Source organism: Nostoc favosum CHAB5714 (assembly GCF_020829495.1).
Lineage (GTDB): Bacteria > Cyanobacteriota > Cyanobacteriia > Cyanobacteriales > Nostocaceae > Nostoc > Nostoc favosum.
In genome coordinates this window covers 1-18,138 of the sequence record NZ_JAIVFQ010000084.1, presented here as the reverse complement: position 1 = coordinate 18,138, position 18,138 = coordinate 1, and the positions used below count along the sequence as shown (strand labels likewise).

Here is an 18,138-nt window from a genome sequence, read left to right as displayed (position 1 = left end):
AAGGTAATCAGAGTATATCCTTAGACTAAAAAAAATAATCAATCGCGGAGTGAGCAGGGGGAGGCAGGGGAGGCTCTTGAGGAGGTTATTGTTCAGTAATTCTCTTCTCCCCCTGCCCCCTTGCCTGCCTCAACCAAGAAATTTTTTAACCGAACGGTATTGATAGTCGTCTTGGATGGAGGAATTGAGTAATTTAATTTTTGGACTTCCCCTATCTTATCGAGGGCTTGTTGCTAAAGTGCCATAAACTGCTAATATATTCGCTTCAGGAGCATAATTAGCCTTGCTTCCAAATGTAAACCAGTTACTCTATGCTCTACAATTTCTACAATGTTACCTAATCTGGACATCAGTACAGCTAGACTACAGGTAAAAGCTTCAGCGATAGTTAAAGTTATATCTGTAATTATTTTCGCAAAAAAGTCAAATTTCAGGCATTATGTAGTATTTTTGCCAGCAACTAATCAATTGTAATTACTTCGAGAACAATTTTTTGTCTAGTTATAAAATGCAAAATTTTAGCTATTTTAATCAGCATAATTATTGAATAGCTATTTTGTGATTTAGCGAGTATCCAGTTACTAGTTTTAGCTGAAAACATAGCTTTACCTATAGATAGACCTTTGAGCTTTTCAAGTATTGCATAGTTAGCAGCTTTGAATACCGAACCACAGTTAGGGGCTGTATTATCTTGATGTTCTTTTGCCCAAATTTGCCTTGAAGTTAGAGGATTTTCGGTGAATTCTGTTGGTTCAAACTTGAAAATTGCACTCAATATCAGTTTTGAGTGTATACCAGTAAACATAGTTTCTCGATAATCTCGTACAATTTGACTATTTTCAAGTGTTTTTATACATCCATCCTCAAAGAAAGTTACACTTTCAACAAAGTCGTATATTGTACATCCATGTTGTCTTCCTCTGCCAGCGTTCATTGCTAATGCACCACCAATAGTTGCTGGTACAGATGCAAGATAATAGAAAGAATTCATGGAGTTTTGATAACAATACTTTAATACTTCCATCACTGAAGCAGAAGAAGATACTTCAAGCCTGTTATTAGGTAAAGAATTTATGTACTTAGGTAGTTTATTTTTCAGGATCAATGATTGGATATTTTTTTTAACAAACAGAGTGTTAGAGCCATTTCCAATTATATAAATCTTTACTTTGTTTTCTTTAGCCCAATTACAGTACTCCTGAAGGTCATCTACACTATTGATCTCTCCTACTCGCTCAAAGTAATGTCGTGTTCTATAGTGCGAAAGACTGTTTGATGTTAAAGACTCTATCTTTAAATTAGACATCTTAACTCTTTCTACTCCTTTTAGACTTTTCATAAAGATAAAGAGTTCGCTTATCATTTTACAAACCCGGCACAGCCATAAAACGACCTGTTTTTAAAGTACTCGCTATTCTTTATTCTTGATTTCATTCAACATTACTTTTACTATCGCTTTCTCCTTGTAAAATCGCTTCAATTAAATGTTTTTTTGATTCCATAATTTTTGATTCTAGAGTAATAGATACCGATTCATAGTCGATATCAAAGATTTGCTTGTTGAATAATTCAGGTTTTGATTTCTCCGAAAATATACGGTTTGTCAAGCCAAAATCATTAAGTAAATCTCTTACCTTATTCGATTTATCACTAGGAAGAAATACTGTAAAAGGTTTATGAAAAATAATAGAAAATACAGTGCCATGAAAAGTATTAGTCACAATATAAGATGCTTCACTATGTAATCCAATCCATTCTTTTGGACTAGCAGTTTCTAAATTTATTTGTGCTAACCGTTCATATCTACCGACTGAAACTATAGTTAGATTTTGCTCTTCTGCCAGTAGTTTGATAAATTCTTCTTCCTCTGCTTCCATGTCAGCTTGAACATACAATAGAAGATATTTACTTGCTATTTTTGGAGGAGTTTTAAGTGCATCATACTTAATTAAAAAAGTAGGATCTAAAACTTTTATCGCTTTTTTATTGCATTCATTAGTAATAATTTCTAGACTATTAGAATCACGAACTAAAATGGTTTGGAACTGATTAATCAATGTATATATTTCTTTTTGGTAAGTCCCTAATTTGGTTGTATTACCAAAACTGGCTGCATAACTTATCTTACGAGTACTTTTATTGCTAACAAAGTCTAAAAAGAAAGAAGAATTATACCCTCTAAAGGAATCTATACACCATATTTGGTCACTGCCACATATGACTACATCATACTTATCATGATAGTATTTCAAGCCTTTTTTATCATAAAATCTTTTCTGGCTTAACTTAACATGAGAAAGGAGGAAGCTTCTCATTTTCCAATATTTTGAAATATTAATTAAAGATTTTTGATTAATACGAATTTTCTTACTTTCATTAATACTAGACTTTACCCTTTTAATCGGAAGTAAAGGTCTGAAATACATCCATGCTATTTTAAGAGGCCGATAGTCTATTATTTCAACATCATAGCCTTGACTGTTAAGAAAAGTCCAAAGAGCACAAGCCTGGAGTGTTGCTCCGTAATTGTCTACATGGTGAAAAGTTAGAATTCCGATTTTCATCTTTGCCCTCTTTGATAAACTATGAACTTCGTCTTAATTTGATAGCCCAAATTTTTGGCTAATTAATTTTATGGGATTAGATAGATTTAATACATAACAAAGCTTATACTTTTTTTTTGATTTTGATATTCAAACTTTCTCCTAAGTCAAGTAGCCGTTTAAAAAGCTTGGGCGATATTACTGAGACAGTAATAATATAAATCGAGATAGCTAATATCGCTGAAATAGCTAGTAACATCCATGCTTCAAGAAATTTACCTAAGAAATATTTAGTAGTTAATATAGTTACAACCATTGCTCCAGAAGCTACTAAAGGTACTATGTATAAACGCAGATAGTTACTTAAATTTATCTTAACAAGTTTATTAATAGCGAATAACGAAATAGGTAATATGAGGTAACCACGAACTACATAAGCAGAAGCAACCGCTACAATACCTAATCTGACTACCAGAGCAAAACCAATGACATTAGTAACTGTATTTATAACTTGTATCCATAGCCTCCAGGAAGGTTTGCCTAGTGCCAGAATTACAGAATTGTTATAAAAGAAAATGAGATGAATAGGACCAATAAGAGATAGTATTTGCAATACTGGAATGCTCTGAATCCACTGCTCACCAAAAAAGACTTTTATAAATTCAGTTGCTAATACTGGTACACAAAGAAATATTGGGAAAGCAATGACACTTGTGAACTGAGTAGCAGTATAGAAAGCACTTAGTAATCGTTCTGGTTCTGCCTGTAACCTAGAAAATATTGGTAGTGCAACCTTAGTTGTAGTACTGATTAAAACCTGCATCATTACTAGCAGCAATTTGTAGGCAACCGAGTAATAGCCTAATGCAACTAGTCCTAGAAAGTAGCCAATGAGTAAGTCATCGGCTCGGCGATTGAAAAAGTTAATTATGTTAAACGCAGATATATTAATACCAAAGGTAAAAAGTTCTTTAGCATGTAAGGTAGAAAATTGGAATCCTGGTCGCCAATCGCTAACTCGCCACAAGACTAAAACCTGTATAAAACTACTTGATAGTTGTTGACCTACGAGACTCCAAACGCCAAAGCCTAAAAAAGCCATCCAAACCCCAACTATTCCACCTATTATCACTGCTAATAGTGAGCGGATTGCTAAACTTTTGAAGGCAAAGCGACGTTCAAGAACCGCTTGCTGCACGCTGCTCAATCCATTAAATACAAAGCTTATAGATAAGCATTGAATTATTGGTACTAACTGCGGCTGTTTAAAGAAATCAGCTGTTAATCCAGCGCTAGCAATACTTAATACAGTTAAAAGTATACTGATTCCTAAGGTTGTCCAGAATGCAGTGTCTAAGTGTTCTGCATCTATCTCTTGACGTTGGATAATTGCTACAGAGAATCCTTGATCAACAAAAATTTGTACAAATTCAATAAATATATATGCTAAAGCAATTAAACCAAAAGTTTCTGGATTAAGTAAACGAGCTAGAATAAAGAAAACAATTAAAGAGACTACTTGGCGTCCCCAACTTTCTATAACAGTCCAAATTACGCTTTTAACAGCTTTTTGTCGTAAATTTGATGATTCTTTAGGTGATTCCATTACATAGTTTACCGATGAAAGAACCTACAGTATATAGCTTTGATATTGCTGGCTATGAACAGCTAAATTATTTCTTTTCACGGCAATCACTTACACCTTATTTTATTTATGTTTTAGTTATAATCGAAATTTTTTACTCCAAAAATAACGTAAAAAGTACGTAAGGCAATGATTACCGTGAAGAAAATTATTTTTGAGCTTAAGTAATTGTTCTTAGAAGAGTCTACCACAATCTTCTTGTAAATTTGCAGCAATTCAATAAACTATTAGCATAAAATTTCCTGATGAGCCAGGCTATTGAATTTTCATATAAAACGCCCTGTTACTTATAATTTCTGGCTTTGAGTGGCATCTAACTTTGTTAATCAGTTGTTAAGACAACATAAAATTTTTGATTTTTTGGTTACTGAGTTTATATGTGTCTCAGTAATGTTCTGTCCCACAGAAGACATATTTCCTTTGCTTTTTTTTAATCCCCAGTCTCGTGAAGGAAGACCGCTGCAATACGACTTGATGATAGTAGTTGCTTCGTAGCCAGCCATATAAATAGTGGAATAGTTTTAGCATAGCGACCGCAAAGTCGGCGTGGTTCTTGAATCCATCGATACAGCCATTCAAGTCCTAAGTCTCGAATTACGCGGGGTGCCCGCTTGTGAATTCCTGCATAAACTGGGAAAACTCCACCCAGTCCAATCATGACAGCTTGTATCTTACCCTTATGTTGAGCTATCCAATTTTCTTGCTTAGGACATCCCAGAGATACTAATACGGCACTAGCACCACTAGAGTTAATTTTTTGAACCAAAGCTTCGTCTTCAGTTTCAGTCAGGGGACGAAAGGGTAGAGGTTCCATCGCCGCAATCTTCATCTGCGGAAACTCCCGCTCTAACCTTTTTCGCATCCTAGAAAGAACTTCGGTTTGGGAACCAACAAAGAAAATACTAAGATTTTGTGTTTGAGTTAGCTGACACAATGCTAGGAAAATATCCATTCCTGCTACACGGTCTTGGTAAAGCGCTCCCATCTTTCGCATCATCCATACCAGAGGCATACCATCAGGAGTAACTATGTCTGCATTTCGTAATACGCTGGCAAACTCTGGATTCCAATGAGCTTCAATGAGCATATGTACATTGGCTACATATACACTTTTACTCTCACGCCTCCTCGCCCACTTCAGTATTGTTTGTACCTGGTCATCAAAGCGTAAAGCAGTAATAGGAAAATCCAGTACTTTTTTAGTAGGTAGAAGCACTCTTGCCACCATCAATAACTCCTGTGTCCAAGAAAAAAATCCATAGATTACCTAGACCATTCCGAATATTGAATAATTCAGATTAGATGACTCCTGACTATTTGTAGCCTTGTGTCATCGTTGGAAGTTAACACATGGAGATGCAATTGCTTTCTTAGTATACTTTTGACTTAACCGTTAATATTACAATTATTTGCTGCTGTGTCCTAGTTTACTGGTTTAAGCTATGAATTTCAGACGTTGTTTGACAAAATTCATACTTCCTTCATAATTAATTTTTGATTTGTTCATGCAAGCATTACAATTGCGATAAATTCCTTTCAATGGAGTAGTATTTTATACTTATGATAACTACATAGCAAGGCGAAATACCAAACACTCAGCTTGCCTATTTTGATACGTAAGTATGCGCTTAAGAGGTCTAATTCAAATTAGTATATTTTAAAGAATGGCTAACAGTTTTTTCTTATGACTTTCCAAATTTATTACAAATTTAATTTAATCTATGTATTGAAAAATCGCTAAATTTTATTTTTTTCTGAAATAAAATCCCAAAAAATAAGGGGAAGATAAACTTATCTTCCCCTGCTCTATTATTTTTGTCATTGTTTGGTTTGTTAGCTTCTTTGAGTCTTTGTCGTAACATCTGTCTTTGTTTTTTCAGTTGCCTCTTCCTTGCAGAACCGCCTCTACCTTTGTCATTTCTGCCTTCTTTACGGGGAGACTCCCATCTTTTCCGGCGCATAAGTTTTTACCTCTCTCGTACTTTTTTGGTAGTGGGCAGGAGGAGAATCGAACTCCTATGACCGCAAGGCCGCCACATTTTGAGTGTGGTGCGTCTACCAATTTCGCCACCCGCCCATATATCCAACCTTAACTAGTATACTCTAATTAAGTGATTTTGTAACAAGTCTGAAAATTAATTTTCAAAGTTTTGCTGGAAAAATAGGTTTAAGAATTTTCTGGCTTACAGGCGTGGCAGGATCAATAAACTAGGGTCAATATCCTGTAGTTTGGCGCAGCCACTAAGTGCCATTCCCAGATTTAACTCATCTTGTAGCAATGAGATGACATGAGATACACCAACTTGCCCTGCTACTGCTAGTCCCCATAAAATGGGCCGTCCGATTAGTACTGCTTTTGCTCCTAATGCCAGAGCTTTGAGAATGTCTGTGCCCCTACGGATGCCTCCATCCAACAGTACTTCTACTTTACCATCGACTGCTGCTACTATTTCAGCTAGAGCGTCTAAAGAAGCGATCGCACCATCAAGTTGTCTCCCACCATGATTGGAAACAACAATTGCTTTGGCTCCATATTCTACAGCCCGAACAGCATCATCTCCCCGTAAAATTCCTTTGATGACTAAAGGTAGTGGAGATAAAGACTGCAACCATTCCAAATCGTCCCAAGTTATTGCTGGATTTAGCTGTTGGGCAAAATAGGTAAATAATCCAGATTCGCCTTTTTCATGGGAAATATCTAGCCCTGAGATAGTAGCGAGATTAGCCAGATGTAAGTCTGAAGGTAAGGCAAACTCGTTACGTCTATCTCTTTCTCGCTGTCCGAGAACAGGTGCATCTACAGTTAGACAAAGTGCTTTGTAGCCTGCTTTATAGGCTTTTTCTACCAAAGCACGAGTTAATTCCCGATCTTTATGGATGTAAAGCTGGAACCATCGCAGAGAATCTGGAAATTTATCACATGCACTCGCCACTTCTTCAATGCTCTTTGTGGCCATTGTACTTAACACCATGCCTACACCAGCTGATGCCGCAGCTAGAGCCGTGGCCACTTCTCCATCTGGATGAGCTAGACATTGAAAAGCCATCGGCGCAATCAGCAAAGGTAGTTGCAGGGGTTGTCCTAAAATAGAGGTAGTTAGATTGCGATCGCTTACATCGACTAATATCCGAGGTCGCAGTTTGATTCGCTCAAAGGCAGCACAATTATCCCGTAGTGTGATTTCATCCCAAGCACCACTACTATAGTAATCAAGCGTCATTTGAGACAGATGATCTTTTGCTAGCTTTTCGTACTCAAAGAGATTTATGGGTTGAAAGCGATGGTCATTGGGTACAACTGTCATGGTAGCGGCTATGGGTTAAGCAATGGGATGTTTTTTAATCCGATTGTCTGAGTAATCATCGATTTCTTTTTAAATAGGACTTACGCAAGAGTTACGGAATAACGAACCGCAGAGGCGCAAAGGACACAGAGAAACCATAGTTTGAGAAATATTTTGCGTAAGTCCGAGTAAAGGTGGAAAACCCAGTATCTCAGACTGAGTTCTTCTAAAGGAACCTATTTAATAATTCTTCCCTGGATAGTTGCAGCAATAAAGGAGTAAATTCATCTGGAGATAATGCCAATAAAGCTTCAGTAATTCCTCTTAGTTCTGCATCTAAATAACCAAAGCGAACTCGCAACAAATTTTCTATAACATTACGACGTTCTGCTTGAATTCCTTCTTGAATTCCTTCTTGAATTCCTTCTTGTTTAACTTCTGCTAATTTTTGCTCGTAAATAGGTGACAAACGCATAATTAAATCTCTATCCTCCTCGTCTATATTCTGATTGAATTCTAAAGTAGTCTTTAAATTCAATAATAAATCAATTGCTTTGGAACGTAAGGGATTATTTTGGGGAAGTGCTTCTAGTTCGTCTATCGCTTGTTGCTGAACTCTTCCCTTACCTAAAATTCTCAACCATAGTGTTTCTTCTGTACACGGTAATTGGTGAATCACCACAATTGCTGTTCTAAAATAATCGCCTAAAAAATTTACTCCTATTCCCCAATTTTCTTCATCTAGGTTAGTTCTAAAACCATCCAATATAGATTCCGAAGCCGTGGGTGATAAAATCCACAAACGTGGTAATTCTGATTCTGCAAGCCGAGTTTTATCACCTTTAGCTTGACGCTTTAATTCAGCAAAGATATCAAACAACTTATTTATGCAACTCCGGATCTCCGCAATTGTAGCCGCATTTCTAAATGGTTCAACTAATGCAGGTTCACCCGCAAATTTTCCTAACAGCCCTAATTCTATTGTATTTGCCGATTGGGGTGGAGGTACAAAATAAACATCAATCTCTCGAATTTGGGCTGGAACTTTCCGACTTGTTTCCACTTCTCCCAATGGCTGTAACAATTCTTTAAGATAGTCTTTGGCGAACTGGTCGTAAGGAAACCTGGTCATTAGCTGATTTTATGGCTGTACCAGTATTTTACATCACAGGGAATCACCCACAGCTTGCCTGAAGAACTCTAGCAAGTGCGATCGCATGAGCGAATCATCTGGAGTATTGTAAGCTAAAACACATCTAATTTACATAACCAAATTTCATTAGTCGTTCTACCAGTTTCGCCATCCGCCTTTGGGTGCAACTTCATTACTTGTAGACTTCAATCCATGACTTTGTATTAAAGATTGATATTCTGTACTGCTTGCCCAACGGTCAATTTCTCGCGCCCGTAGCACTGGCACTGGATGGGTTAATTGGGCTGTGCGGGCAGCTTTGACCATTTCACCTAGTTCGGTTTTGCTAATATCATCGTAAGCGCGGGCTTGGGCAACAAAGGCATCAAGATTCAGTTGTGGCGCTAAGGTGGGGGAACCACCCGCCAACTTCATTAATACTGACATGACAACTTTGGGGTCTTGGGTTGCTAGCAATGCGGCGCGATCGCAGGTAAACTCAGCACAGCGTACCCATTCTAAAAGCTGTGCCTGTATCGCTTGAGCAACGAAGGTTCCAACATTGGGCACAATCGCCGCAGCTAATATTAATAAATTTACAGGCGTCAAATAAACACTATGGTCACACTTGAGATGCCCCAACTCGTGGGCAATTACTGCCTGTATTTCCTCTGGTGTCAGGATATCAATCAGGGATGTGTGTAACACAACAAACGGCTGCTTACCGCGCACAGCAAAAGTATAGGCGTTGGGAGCCGGATGTTGCCGGACGTACAACTGGGGAGGCTCTATATCCAGGATTTTACAGGCGTCTAACAACAGCTTGTATAAATCGGGCAGTTGCTTTTCACCCACCAGAATGCTAGAGGCAATATTTTCTACATAGAAAACCTGTTCTGCCATTGGCCCAAGCCAATTTCGCACCAACATATCTATGCCTGGTATTTGCTTGAGCGCTCTGGTAGCTTCCAGGTCTAATGGATGACGAAATGAGTCAGCTTTTAAACCAATTAGCGGGGTTTTGAAGAAGGACATAGTGCAGCAAGCTATAAAAAAACACAACTATGGAATCTGGCTGGTTAGATAAACAGCCTCCCACAGTTAGTATAACGATTTAACTAGGCTGGGCAGGGGGAGATGGGGGAGATGGGGGAGCAGGGGGAGATGAGGGAGCAGGGGGAGATGAGGAAGAAAATTTATCTTGTCCCCCTCATCCTCCTCATCCTCCTCATCCTCCTTGTCCGGGTGTTAGTCTCAACCGATCAACTTGAAAGGCTAGTGATGCTGGCAGCGATTTCTGCATCTGCTGATGCTTCGCCCACTCGGAGGATTTTAGCGCCCAATTGCTGCAACTTCACATCAAGTCGATCATAGCCGCGATCGAGGTGCTGTAATCCTTGAATTGTGGTTTTTCCTTCTGCCGCCAGTCCTGCTATGACTAGCGCTGCCGATGCTCGTAAGTCTGTACCTAATACTGGTGCGCCAGACAATTTCGGTACTCCCCGAACAAAAGCAGCGTTGCCTTTAACACGAATGTCTGCCCCCAAGCGATTCAACTCTGAGGCATGACGCAAGCGATTTTCAAAGACAGATTCGTTAATTACGCTGTCGCCTTCGGCCAATGTCAGCAAAGCCATGAATGGCGCTTGCATATCTGTGGGAAAACCTGGATGATATTGAGTTTCAATATCCGTTGCTTTGAAAGTTTCCGCAGGCAGAATGCGTAAGTGTTCAGGCTTGTCCTCAATTATGGTCACCCCAATATCCCGCAGCTTGGCAATCACTGGTATAAGATGTTCTGGAGCCACTGGCGAGAGAAGAAGTTCGGAACGGGTAATTGCTGCTGCTAGCAAAAACGTCCCAGCCTCAATGCGATCGGGAATGATACTGTAGTCAACAGAATGCAACTTGGGGACTCCTTCGATAATAATCCTGCTAGTCCCCGCGCCCTTAATCTTCGCTCCCATCGCGTTACAGAAGTTAGCTAAATCAACTACTTCCGGTTCTCTGGCAGCATTTTCGATGATCGTTTCGCCCTCTGCCAGGGTAGCCGCCATCATCAAGTTTTCCGTAGCTCCGACACTGGCGATGTCTAAGTAAATCTTCGCACCTTTTAATCTCCGGCTGCTGCCAGGGACGTAGGCATTACAAATGCCATGCTCAATCTGTACTTCCGCTCCCATTGCTTGCAGTCCCCGAACATGCAAGTCAACTGGTCTTGCCCCAATAGCACAACCGCCGGGTAAGGGCATCTGCGCTACTCCTAATCTTGCCAGAATGGCACCAATGGCGAAGAAACTCGCCCTCAGTTGGGTAACTAGTTGGTAGGGAGCTTTTGATGTTTTAATTTCGCTGGCGTTAATGTCTAAAATATCGCCTTGCCGCGTTAAGCTTACACCCAAAGCCGATAATACCTGACCCATCCGCTCTACATCCGCCAATAAGGGGACATTGCGGATACGACAATCGCCCGGACACAGCAAGGCTCCAGCCATGATTACCAGTGCTGCATTTTTTGCCCCGCTAATTTTCACATGACCCCGCAAAGGATGCCCACCCCAAATTTGCAAGACTGAGGAGTCTGCTTCTGGAGCAATTTTGGCATCTGGTAAGCTGGTAGAAGGATTGATAAGCCTACCTCCAAAAGTAATACGTATTTTATATGTTTGAAGTTGGTTTTGATTCTACAGTAAAGATTCAAATTGTCCACGTTTTAGAACAGCATATTGCATAAAAAATTTATTTTTTGGTGAAGAATAATACCTGAAAGCTAGGAACAGTAGGCATTTTGACCTTTTAAAAAATTTAACAAAAATGAACGAATGAGTAGTAGTTTTCAGCTAAATTAAATACTCAGTAAAATAACTTAAGTGTTCTCTAAAAATCAATGCTGTACTGTTGAGTTAATATTTTGATTCGACCTAATCCCCTAAAAAACTCGTTTCCAGTCTGAGGCTCACGAGGCGTTATGTTTTCACTTGACAAAGGTAAAAAAATACGCAATAATAGGAAATTGTCAATAAGCACAAATACCAGCGGAACTGGCGGAATTGGCAGACGCGCTAGATTCAGGTTCTAGTGCCGCAAGGCTTCCGGGTTCAAGTCCCGGGTTCCGCATACTATCAAGTTAGGAGTTAGAAGTTAAGAGTTATGAGTTGAAAGAAAACTAAATTAACTTTTAACTCCTAATTCCTAACTCCTAACTTTTTGATGTTGACCAGTTTACAAAATTCCCTAGTCAAGCAAATCCGCAAACTCCACTCCACCAAGGAGCGGCACAAACAGCAGTTATTTTTACTAGAAGGGACACACCTGTTAGAGGAAGCTTGTGCGGGGAATTACCCACTAGAAACAGTGTGTTGTACACCAGATTGGCAAGCAGCCCACCCCTCACTCTGGGAAGAAGCTTGTAGCCGATGCGCTCGCGCCGAAATTGTCAGTAAAGAAGTCTTGGATGCGATCGCTACTACAGTCCAACCGGATGGTGTAGTTGCAACGGCAAAACGAAGCGATCACCAAACTCAACTACCCTTTACTGGTATAATTTTAGCTTTAGAAACAGTGCAAGATCCCGGCAACCTGGGTACGATGATTCGCACTGCTGCTGCTGCTGGAGCATCAGGATTGTGGGTAAGTGGAGACAGTGTAGATTTAGACAGCCCCAAAGTTCTTCGGGCTTCAGCAGGGCAATGGTTTCGCCTACCAACAGCCGTAACCGAAGATTTAAAAGCTACAGTACAACAAAGTCAGCAGGCAGGAATGCAGGTAGTGGCAACCTTACCCAGTGCGACTTTAACTTATTGGGAGGTGGACTGGCGCGAACCTAGTCTGATTTTACTGGGAAATGAGGGTGCTGGATTGTCGGCAGAATTAGCAGCGATCGCAGACAAGCAAGTAAGGATTCCTTTGAGTCCTGGGGTGGAATCTTTGAATGTGGCGATCGCAGCCGCTTTAATGTTGTATGAAGCTCGGCGTCAAATGAGTCAAGAGTTAGGAGTTAAAACTTAGAACTCATAACTCATAACTTTTCTTTAGTTTTTGTTATTTCTTCGAGATATTGTTCAATATCAGCAACTGCATCCTCAAGAGCCGCTAAATCAATATCTGTCAAGTCTTGATCGAGTTCGACTTCACTGAGACTACTAGTATGCAGTTTTGCTTGGGGGATTTCTTCTTCCTCAGTTGAACTTTCTTGTAAGATATCCTCCAACTGCTCGAGGGATTCTTGAAATACTTGATCAGCGACGCGGCGCTGTTGTGGCTGACTTTGCTCCATAATATTGACTTGAAAATCCTAATTTACTAAGCTAATTTTGATTGCAGTTCCTACAAATTTAAATTTTGCACTTATAACATCATAGTTGTGTATTCTTGCTCGTCAGCATTACCGGGGTAAAAAATCAATCATTTGTTTTCATTAGAAGAATTAAGATTCATTAAATGGGGAATAACAAACCATTTTTAGTTTGTAACACCTGGGTTTTGGATTTGCAAAAATTTGTCTAACATGACACTGGGAATTGGTCGTGGGCGCATTGTCTGTGCATCCACCCAAACCCATAGCGCCTCTGCCGTTACTAACAAATTATCTTGGTTTTGTTTACGAATTTCGTAGCATCGCAAGGCACGAGTCCCGCGCATTTCCTTCAACCAGGTAGTGACTTCTAGGGTATCGCCTGCTACTGCTGGGCGTAAATAGTCAATTTCTACCCGCCGCATGACAAATACGCCACCTACTTGCCGATATACATCCAAAGTTAAGCCCAGGTATTCTGAATGCTCAATGGCTGCTTGTTCTAGATAATTTTGGTAGACGGCGTTATTTACATGCCCAAGGGCGTCCATCTCATAGTGTCGGACGCGTAGCAGAGTTTTGAACGGTAGCATAATTTAGTTAGTAGGGCGGCGCTGTTTTTTACACTTCTCTATATTAGTTTTTCTATTTCAGTGCCTTTACCACCTCGTGCGTAGGCATAGCCTGTCGTAGACATCGCCTGTTCGCGTTCAGCGCGAGTAGTAATTTTTAATGGCTCAACCACCTTGATTTTATATGGCTCTGCGCTCTTGAGGGGCACACCACTGAGCTATTAGTTCAATTCGTGCTTGCTGGATTAATTCCAAAACTTGTGATTGATTACAACCATAGGTAGATGCTAACAATTCCTCACCTTGTTTTTTTGCATCGTCGGTTGATGCACCAAAGGTCATGATTTCTTCGTCTTGGTTGGCTGTAATTCTCTCAACTGGAATGATACAGATATATTGCGGTTCATTATGTCTTATTTGTTGCACCATTATTTACCTGCCATTTCACTGTTAATTGTGTCTATTTTCAAGTCTAGATAAATCACGAGTAAAAGTGAAACATTGTCAATATTTAAGTAGTTTTTGATTTGAAAACACTAACTTTTATACCTAATTAAGACAACGTTAAGAATTCTCTCAAAATCGCCAAGTTTTGGAGTGTAAACAGTTACGTATGAGAAAATTAATTTAAGCATCAACAAATATCTTTTTGTAAATTTTTGTTCGTTTTTTAGATTTCAGTAATGCGTTGAGATACATGCATTGGCACTCGCTGCATGAATTAATTTAAATCTCTGTAGGTTAATCTCTGGGATTCAGTAAATAAAGGCTGATACCCCTAAAGATTAACTTTTATTTACTCAATACAGGCTTAATGCATTGAGTCAGTGCAAGTTTAATAAAAATTGGAGGTTATAAAATGGCAATTCGGAATAACTTAGTTACCAATTTCTGGCAAAGAGTACAAAAAGATTCAGTTAGTTGGGGATCGTTAGCTCTTTGGATCAGTGCATTAGTTGTTATGTTAGTAATGCTTACCATGTTTTCTAACGCTTAATCTCAGCAAGTTTATTCTAGTTCCTGGGCAACAGCCTGGGAACTAACATAGGGTAGACTTTCATCCCTAGAAAACTCAAATTATGAACTGCAAACTTCTGGTAACAGCCGTGGTGCTAGCTACTACTAGCTTTGTTACCCCTGTTAAATCTCAAGAACCTACTACCGACACTCCAGCAAAATCGAATCAAGTTTTGAATGCTTGTGTTCAGAATCAAGCAGAAACTTTACCGAATCCCTTTAGTGATGTGCCATCAGACCATTGGGCTTTTAAAGCAGTTATGACTATGCACTACTGCGGTGCATTCCGCAAAGCTACGCCACCAGCTTTATTTCAAAAACTGCAACCAACAAATAGCCAGCAGCAACCGCAGAAAGAACCGCAGCTTCAAAAATAGGGCGTTGCTGACTAAAAATATAAAAGTTTGAGTAGCAAAAGCCGCCGATTCAAATTTCGATGGACGTTGAGATGAAGAGAATTGTGGTAAATGTAAAAAGTTTACTATTCGGTGTCTAATGGTATTTTCGCCTTTTCAAACACCTGCTCAACAGTAAATTTCAATCCCTCAAATAAAGAATCTTTGAGTAATTCTTCTCCCATATAAGTTTGTGGTGCTGCATCTGGATAAAAAACAGTAATGCTTCTCGCTTTACTATCTACCACCCACACCCGCAGCACCTTAGCATCTAAATAGTCTTTGGCTTTAGCTGCCATTTGTCCAAAGGTTTGTCCTGGTGAGAGAGTCGCAGTCTTGGCGGTTTCCGTCGATTGCGAACTCTCGAACCCGAAGGGCGAAATAATTTCAATCACCAAATCAGGAGGAACAGGACAAGCTTCGTTTTCATCCCAGTTCGCGGGTAAACGTTCATAAGAAATGTACAAAATATCTGGAATTGGCATCCAATCTCGCCCCCGACGGTTTAATGCAACAGCCCATTCCGGGCAAACTTCTCCTTTCCCCTCGCACGATTGCTCAATCAAATTCAGAAGGACGCGGGTAAGTTTTGCGTGAAAAAATTTTGGTGACATTTTAGGAATTGCTTGACCATCAACAAGTTCATAAGTTACATCTCCCTCACCTGGTGAAAGATTTAAGAACTCTTGCAAGGTTAATTGATTTTTAGCTTGGAGTATCATGGCTCATTAATTCGTAATTCGTAATTCGTAATTCGTAATTCGTAATTGAAGGACAGAGCAACTAATTTTTATTCTGACTCTTGAATTCTGACTCCTGAATTCTGACTCCTGAATTCTTCTTCAAATTCTTCACATTCCTCGCAAAACTTGCCGAATAATATCTGATGGCACTTCATCGGTAACTGTTACTACACCAATCTCTGTTGGTAAAACGAACCGCACTTTCCCCGCTTTGACTTTCTTATCTAACTGCAACGCGTCAATAATTTCTTCAATATCTACCCCAGTTGGTAACTGAGTCGGTAAACCTGCTTTTTGAATTAAAGCATTTTGACGTTCCGTGTCTTTCTTTTGCCACATTCCCAATTCCACAGCAATTTGACCGGCTGCTACCATACCAATGGCCACCGCTTCACCGTGATTTACTAGACGATAACCAGTCAAACTTTCCACTGCATGACCGATAGTATGTCCATAGTTGAGAATCGCCCGCAATCCGCCTTCTTTCTCATCTTTGCTAACAACATCAGCTTTTGCTTGACAAGAGCGCATTAATATGGCATGGATCAGGTCAGGTTTTACATAGCGGAGTTGATCGAGGCGTTTACTTGCTTCCAATTGGGCAAACAATTCGGCATCCCAAATTACACCGTACTTAATAACTTCTGCCATTCCTGCCCGAAACTCGCGCATAGGAAGAGTTTTTAACACATCTGGGTCAATCAAAACCAAGCGCGGTTGATGGAATGCCCCAATCAAGTTTTTGCCGTGGGGATGATTCACGCCAGTTTTGCCACCAATTGCCGAATCGACCATCGCCAAGAGAGTTGTAGGCACTTGGACAACATTAATGCCTCGCAGCCAAGTTGCGGCTGCAAAGCCAGTCATATCGCCAATTACACCTCCGCCCAAAGCCACCATAGTAGAAGAACGTTCTAGGCGGTTTTCCAAGGCGATATCGTAAAGTTTTTGGATGGAATTGAGGGTTTTATAGCGTTCACCTGGTGGTAGGGTGCAGCTAGCAACTTCAAATCCAGCAGATGTTAGGGATGCGTTAGCAAAGCTTAACGTTCGCGTAGCGTCTCGCAGAGAAGTTATCGCTCTTTCCCCAAAATGCTTAAAAATAGTAGGATTAGAAACCAGCAATACCTTCTTACCTAGCTTGAGACTGGCCATCTGTTGACCCAGTTGATCTAAACTCGAAGGTGCGATCGCAATCTCATAAGACTGCTCTGCTAAATTCACATTAATTACAGAAGTCATTGCCCAACCCCTAAACAAGCGCCCGTGGGCTGTATTCTATCGCAATCTGGGAGTGGAGTGGGGAGTGGGGAGTGGGGAGATGGGGGGATGAGGGAGCAGAGGGAGCAGGGGGGGATGAGGGGGATGAGGGGGATGAGGGGGATGAGGGAGTGAGGGACAAGAATTAATAACCAATGCCCAATGCCCAATGCCCAATGACCAATGACTAATGATTCAATAGATTTAGGAAGTATTGTGGAGAAAAATAAATGTTTGCAATTGTAGCTTACATCGGCTTTTTAGCTTTATTCTTTGGTTTGGCTGTCGGTCTGCTGTTCGGTTTGCGGACTGCCAAGATAATTTAGCCAAGACTCTTGTGGGGCGGGCATCTTGCCTGCCCTAAGTTTACTAAGGGACGGGCGAGACATAAACAATTCGCAATTCGCAATTCGCAATTCGCAATTACGTTTTGTGATAGCGAAGCGTTAGCGATAGCGCAGCGTTAGCGAGGAACGAGCGTCGGAACGAGCGTCTGGGGATTTAAACCTCAATCGCATTACAAGCAATCCGTAGGGGATGGGGTTTTAAACCCCTTTTAGTACGATAAATTTATTCCTTTAAGATGTTTCTAGAGTTAGCTTGCCTTAGTTAAACCGCATTCCGGTTCAGCAAAACTCGCATTTTTTCTCATAAAATTTTCAGGTGATAGGAATAATTTTTCGGTATTTAGTCACTAATTGAGGTAGACCGCTCCCGTTACGAGGTAGACCGCTCCCGTTACGAGGTAGACCGCTCCCGTTACGAGGTAGACCGCTCCCGTTACGAGGTAGACTGCTCCCGTTACGAGGTAGACTGCTCCCGTTACGAGGTAGACCGCTCCCGTTACGAGGTAGACCGCTCCCGTTACGAGGTAGACCGCTCCCGTTACGAGGTAGACCGCTCCCGTTACGAGGTAGACCGCTTCAGTTTGTTGGGGAGTGCGTAGGCAAAGCTCAACTTAGGCGATCGCAGATTGTAGGTTAAGCCAATCCAATTGCTGCCTCACGTAAAAGGAACTGGAGACAATCATTTACTAAGCTGATGCGCGTCTAGATTGTACATTGCAATTGTTAAGACTGTCATACAGTCAATGGTCATCTGTCCTTTTAAATACAAATGACTAATGCAATACCTCTGCCAATTTACGAGGTTACAGCGTCGGTAGAAGCGGGATGAATACGTCCTAAAGAAGTAAGCGTGGCAAAAATTTTGGCTAATAAAATAGGCTCAGGGATTTCTGGAAGCATTTTTAA

At 40.4% G+C, this 18,138-nt stretch carries 17 protein-coding genes and 2 tRNA genes; 4 read left to right on the top strand and 15 right to left on the bottom strand.

Going from position 1 to position 18,138, the window contains the following annotated elements; all coding sequences use genetic code 11:
• Nucleotides 1-460 precede the first annotated feature (460 nt).
• From LC586_RS31405 to murA, 10 genes are all read right to left on the bottom strand, one after another.
• Nucleotides 461-1,339, bottom strand: a complete 879-nt coding sequence (locus LC586_RS31405; RefSeq protein ID WP_229489344.1) for an FAD-binding protein — start codon at nt 1,337-1,339, stop codon at nt 461-463.
• 91 nt (nt 1,340-1,430) lie between these two features.
• Nucleotides 1,431-2,564 carry a polysaccharide pyruvyl transferase family protein gene (locus tag LC586_RS31400; RefSeq protein ID WP_229489342.1) on the bottom strand — a complete coding sequence of 378 codons (1,134 nt, stop codon included), beginning with the start codon at nt 2,562-2,564 and terminating at the stop codon, nt 1,431-1,433.
• A 103-nt stretch (nt 2,565-2,667) separates the two neighbouring features.
• A complete protein-coding gene (locus LC586_RS31395; protein WP_229489340.1) occupies nt 2,668-4,149 on the bottom strand; it encodes a lipopolysaccharide biosynthesis protein in 1,482 nt (493 codons plus the stop codon).
• Nucleotides 4,150-4,618: 469 nt separating this feature from the next.
• Complete coding sequence (locus LC586_RS31390) at nt 4,619-5,416, bottom strand: WecB/TagA/CpsF family glycosyltransferase (protein WP_229489338.1); 798 nt, start codon at nt 5,414-5,416, stop codon at nt 4,619-4,621.
• Between the two features lie 481 nt (nt 5,417-5,897).
• Nucleotides 5,898-6,149, bottom strand: coding sequence for a hypothetical protein (locus LC586_RS31385; protein ID WP_229489336.1), 252 nt, complete (start codon nt 6,147-6,149; stop codon nt 5,898-5,900).
• 32 nt (nt 6,150-6,181) lie between these two features.
• A tRNA-Leu gene (locus LC586_RS31380) sits at nt 6,182-6,265 on the bottom strand.
• A gap of 106 nt (nt 6,266-6,371) precedes the next feature.
• Complete coding sequence (locus LC586_RS31375) at nt 6,372-7,493, bottom strand: alpha-hydroxy acid oxidase (protein ID WP_229489334.1); 1,122 nt, start codon at nt 7,491-7,493, stop codon at nt 6,372-6,374.
• A gap of 205 nt (nt 7,494-7,698) precedes the next feature.
• Nucleotides 7,699-8,604, bottom strand: a complete 906-nt coding sequence (locus tag LC586_RS31370) for an RpnC/YadD family protein (RefSeq protein WP_229489332.1) — start codon at nt 8,602-8,604, stop codon at nt 7,699-7,701.
• Between the two features lie 156 nt (nt 8,605-8,760).
• Nucleotides 8,761-9,639, bottom strand: a complete 879-nt coding sequence (locus tag LC586_RS31365; RefSeq protein ID WP_229489330.1) for a M48 family metallopeptidase — start codon at nt 9,637-9,639, stop codon at nt 8,761-8,763.
• 227 nt (nt 9,640-9,866) lie between these two features.
• Entirely contained in the window at nt 9,867-11,234 is a 1,368-nt protein-coding gene (murA, locus tag LC586_RS31360; protein ID WP_229489360.1) for a UDP-N-acetylglucosamine 1-carboxyvinyltransferase, read from the bottom strand.
• A gap of 405 nt (nt 11,235-11,639) precedes the next feature.
• Between murA and LC586_RS31355 the strand changes: the two genes are divergently transcribed.
• Nucleotides 11,640-11,721, top strand: a tRNA-Leu gene (locus LC586_RS31355).
• Nucleotides 11,722-11,814: 93 nt separating this feature from the next.
• Nucleotides 11,815-12,612, top strand: coding sequence for a TrmH family RNA methyltransferase (locus LC586_RS31350; protein WP_229489328.1), 798 nt, complete (start codon nt 11,815-11,817; stop codon nt 12,610-12,612).
• Nucleotides 12,613-12,622: 10 nt separating this feature from the next.
• Here the strand turns inward: LC586_RS31350 and LC586_RS31345 are convergent, their stop codons facing one another.
• The 3 genes from LC586_RS31345 to LC586_RS31335 all read right to left on the bottom strand — a co-directional run bounded on the left by LC586_RS31345 (nt 12,623) and on the right by LC586_RS31335 (nt 13,899).
• Nucleotides 12,623-12,880, bottom strand: a complete 258-nt coding sequence (locus LC586_RS31345; protein WP_229489326.1) for a hypothetical protein — start codon at nt 12,878-12,880, stop codon at nt 12,623-12,625.
• 185 nt (nt 12,881-13,065) lie between these two features.
• Nucleotides 13,066-13,491, bottom strand: coding sequence for an acyl-CoA thioesterase (locus LC586_RS31340; protein WP_196529058.1), 426 nt, complete (start codon nt 13,489-13,491; stop codon nt 13,066-13,068).
• Between the two features lie 159 nt (nt 13,492-13,650).
• Entirely contained in the window at nt 13,651-13,899 is a 249-nt protein-coding gene (locus LC586_RS31335) for a hypothetical protein (RefSeq protein WP_229489324.1), read from the bottom strand.
• 650 nt (nt 13,900-14,549) lie between these two features.
• Between LC586_RS31335 and LC586_RS31330 the strand changes: the two genes are divergently transcribed.
• Nucleotides 14,550-14,864, top strand: a complete 315-nt coding sequence (locus LC586_RS31330) for an S-layer protein (RefSeq protein WP_229489322.1) — start codon at nt 14,550-14,552, stop codon at nt 14,862-14,864.
• Nucleotides 14,865-14,968: 104 nt separating this feature from the next.
• On the opposite strand, the gene LC586_RS31325 is transcribed toward LC586_RS31330, so the two are convergent.
• Complete coding sequence (locus LC586_RS31325) at nt 14,969-15,604, bottom strand: Uma2 family endonuclease (RefSeq protein WP_229489321.1); 636 nt, start codon at nt 15,602-15,604, stop codon at nt 14,969-14,971.
• Nucleotides 15,605-15,733: 129 nt separating this feature from the next.
• Complete coding sequence (gene aroB, locus LC586_RS31320; RefSeq protein WP_229489319.1) at nt 15,734-16,867, bottom strand: 3-dehydroquinate synthase; 1,134 nt, start codon at nt 16,865-16,867, stop codon at nt 15,734-15,736.
• Between the two features lie 248 nt (nt 16,868-17,115).
• Between aroB and petL the strand changes: the two genes are divergently transcribed.
• The gene (petL, locus tag LC586_RS31315; protein ID WP_100899295.1) at nt 17,116-17,211 is read left to right on the top strand and encodes a cytochrome b6-f complex subunit PetL; all 96 of its coding nucleotides are present in this window, start codon (nt 17,116-17,118) and stop codon (nt 17,209-17,211) included.
• The last annotated feature ends 927 nt before the right edge of the window (nt 17,212-18,138 follow it).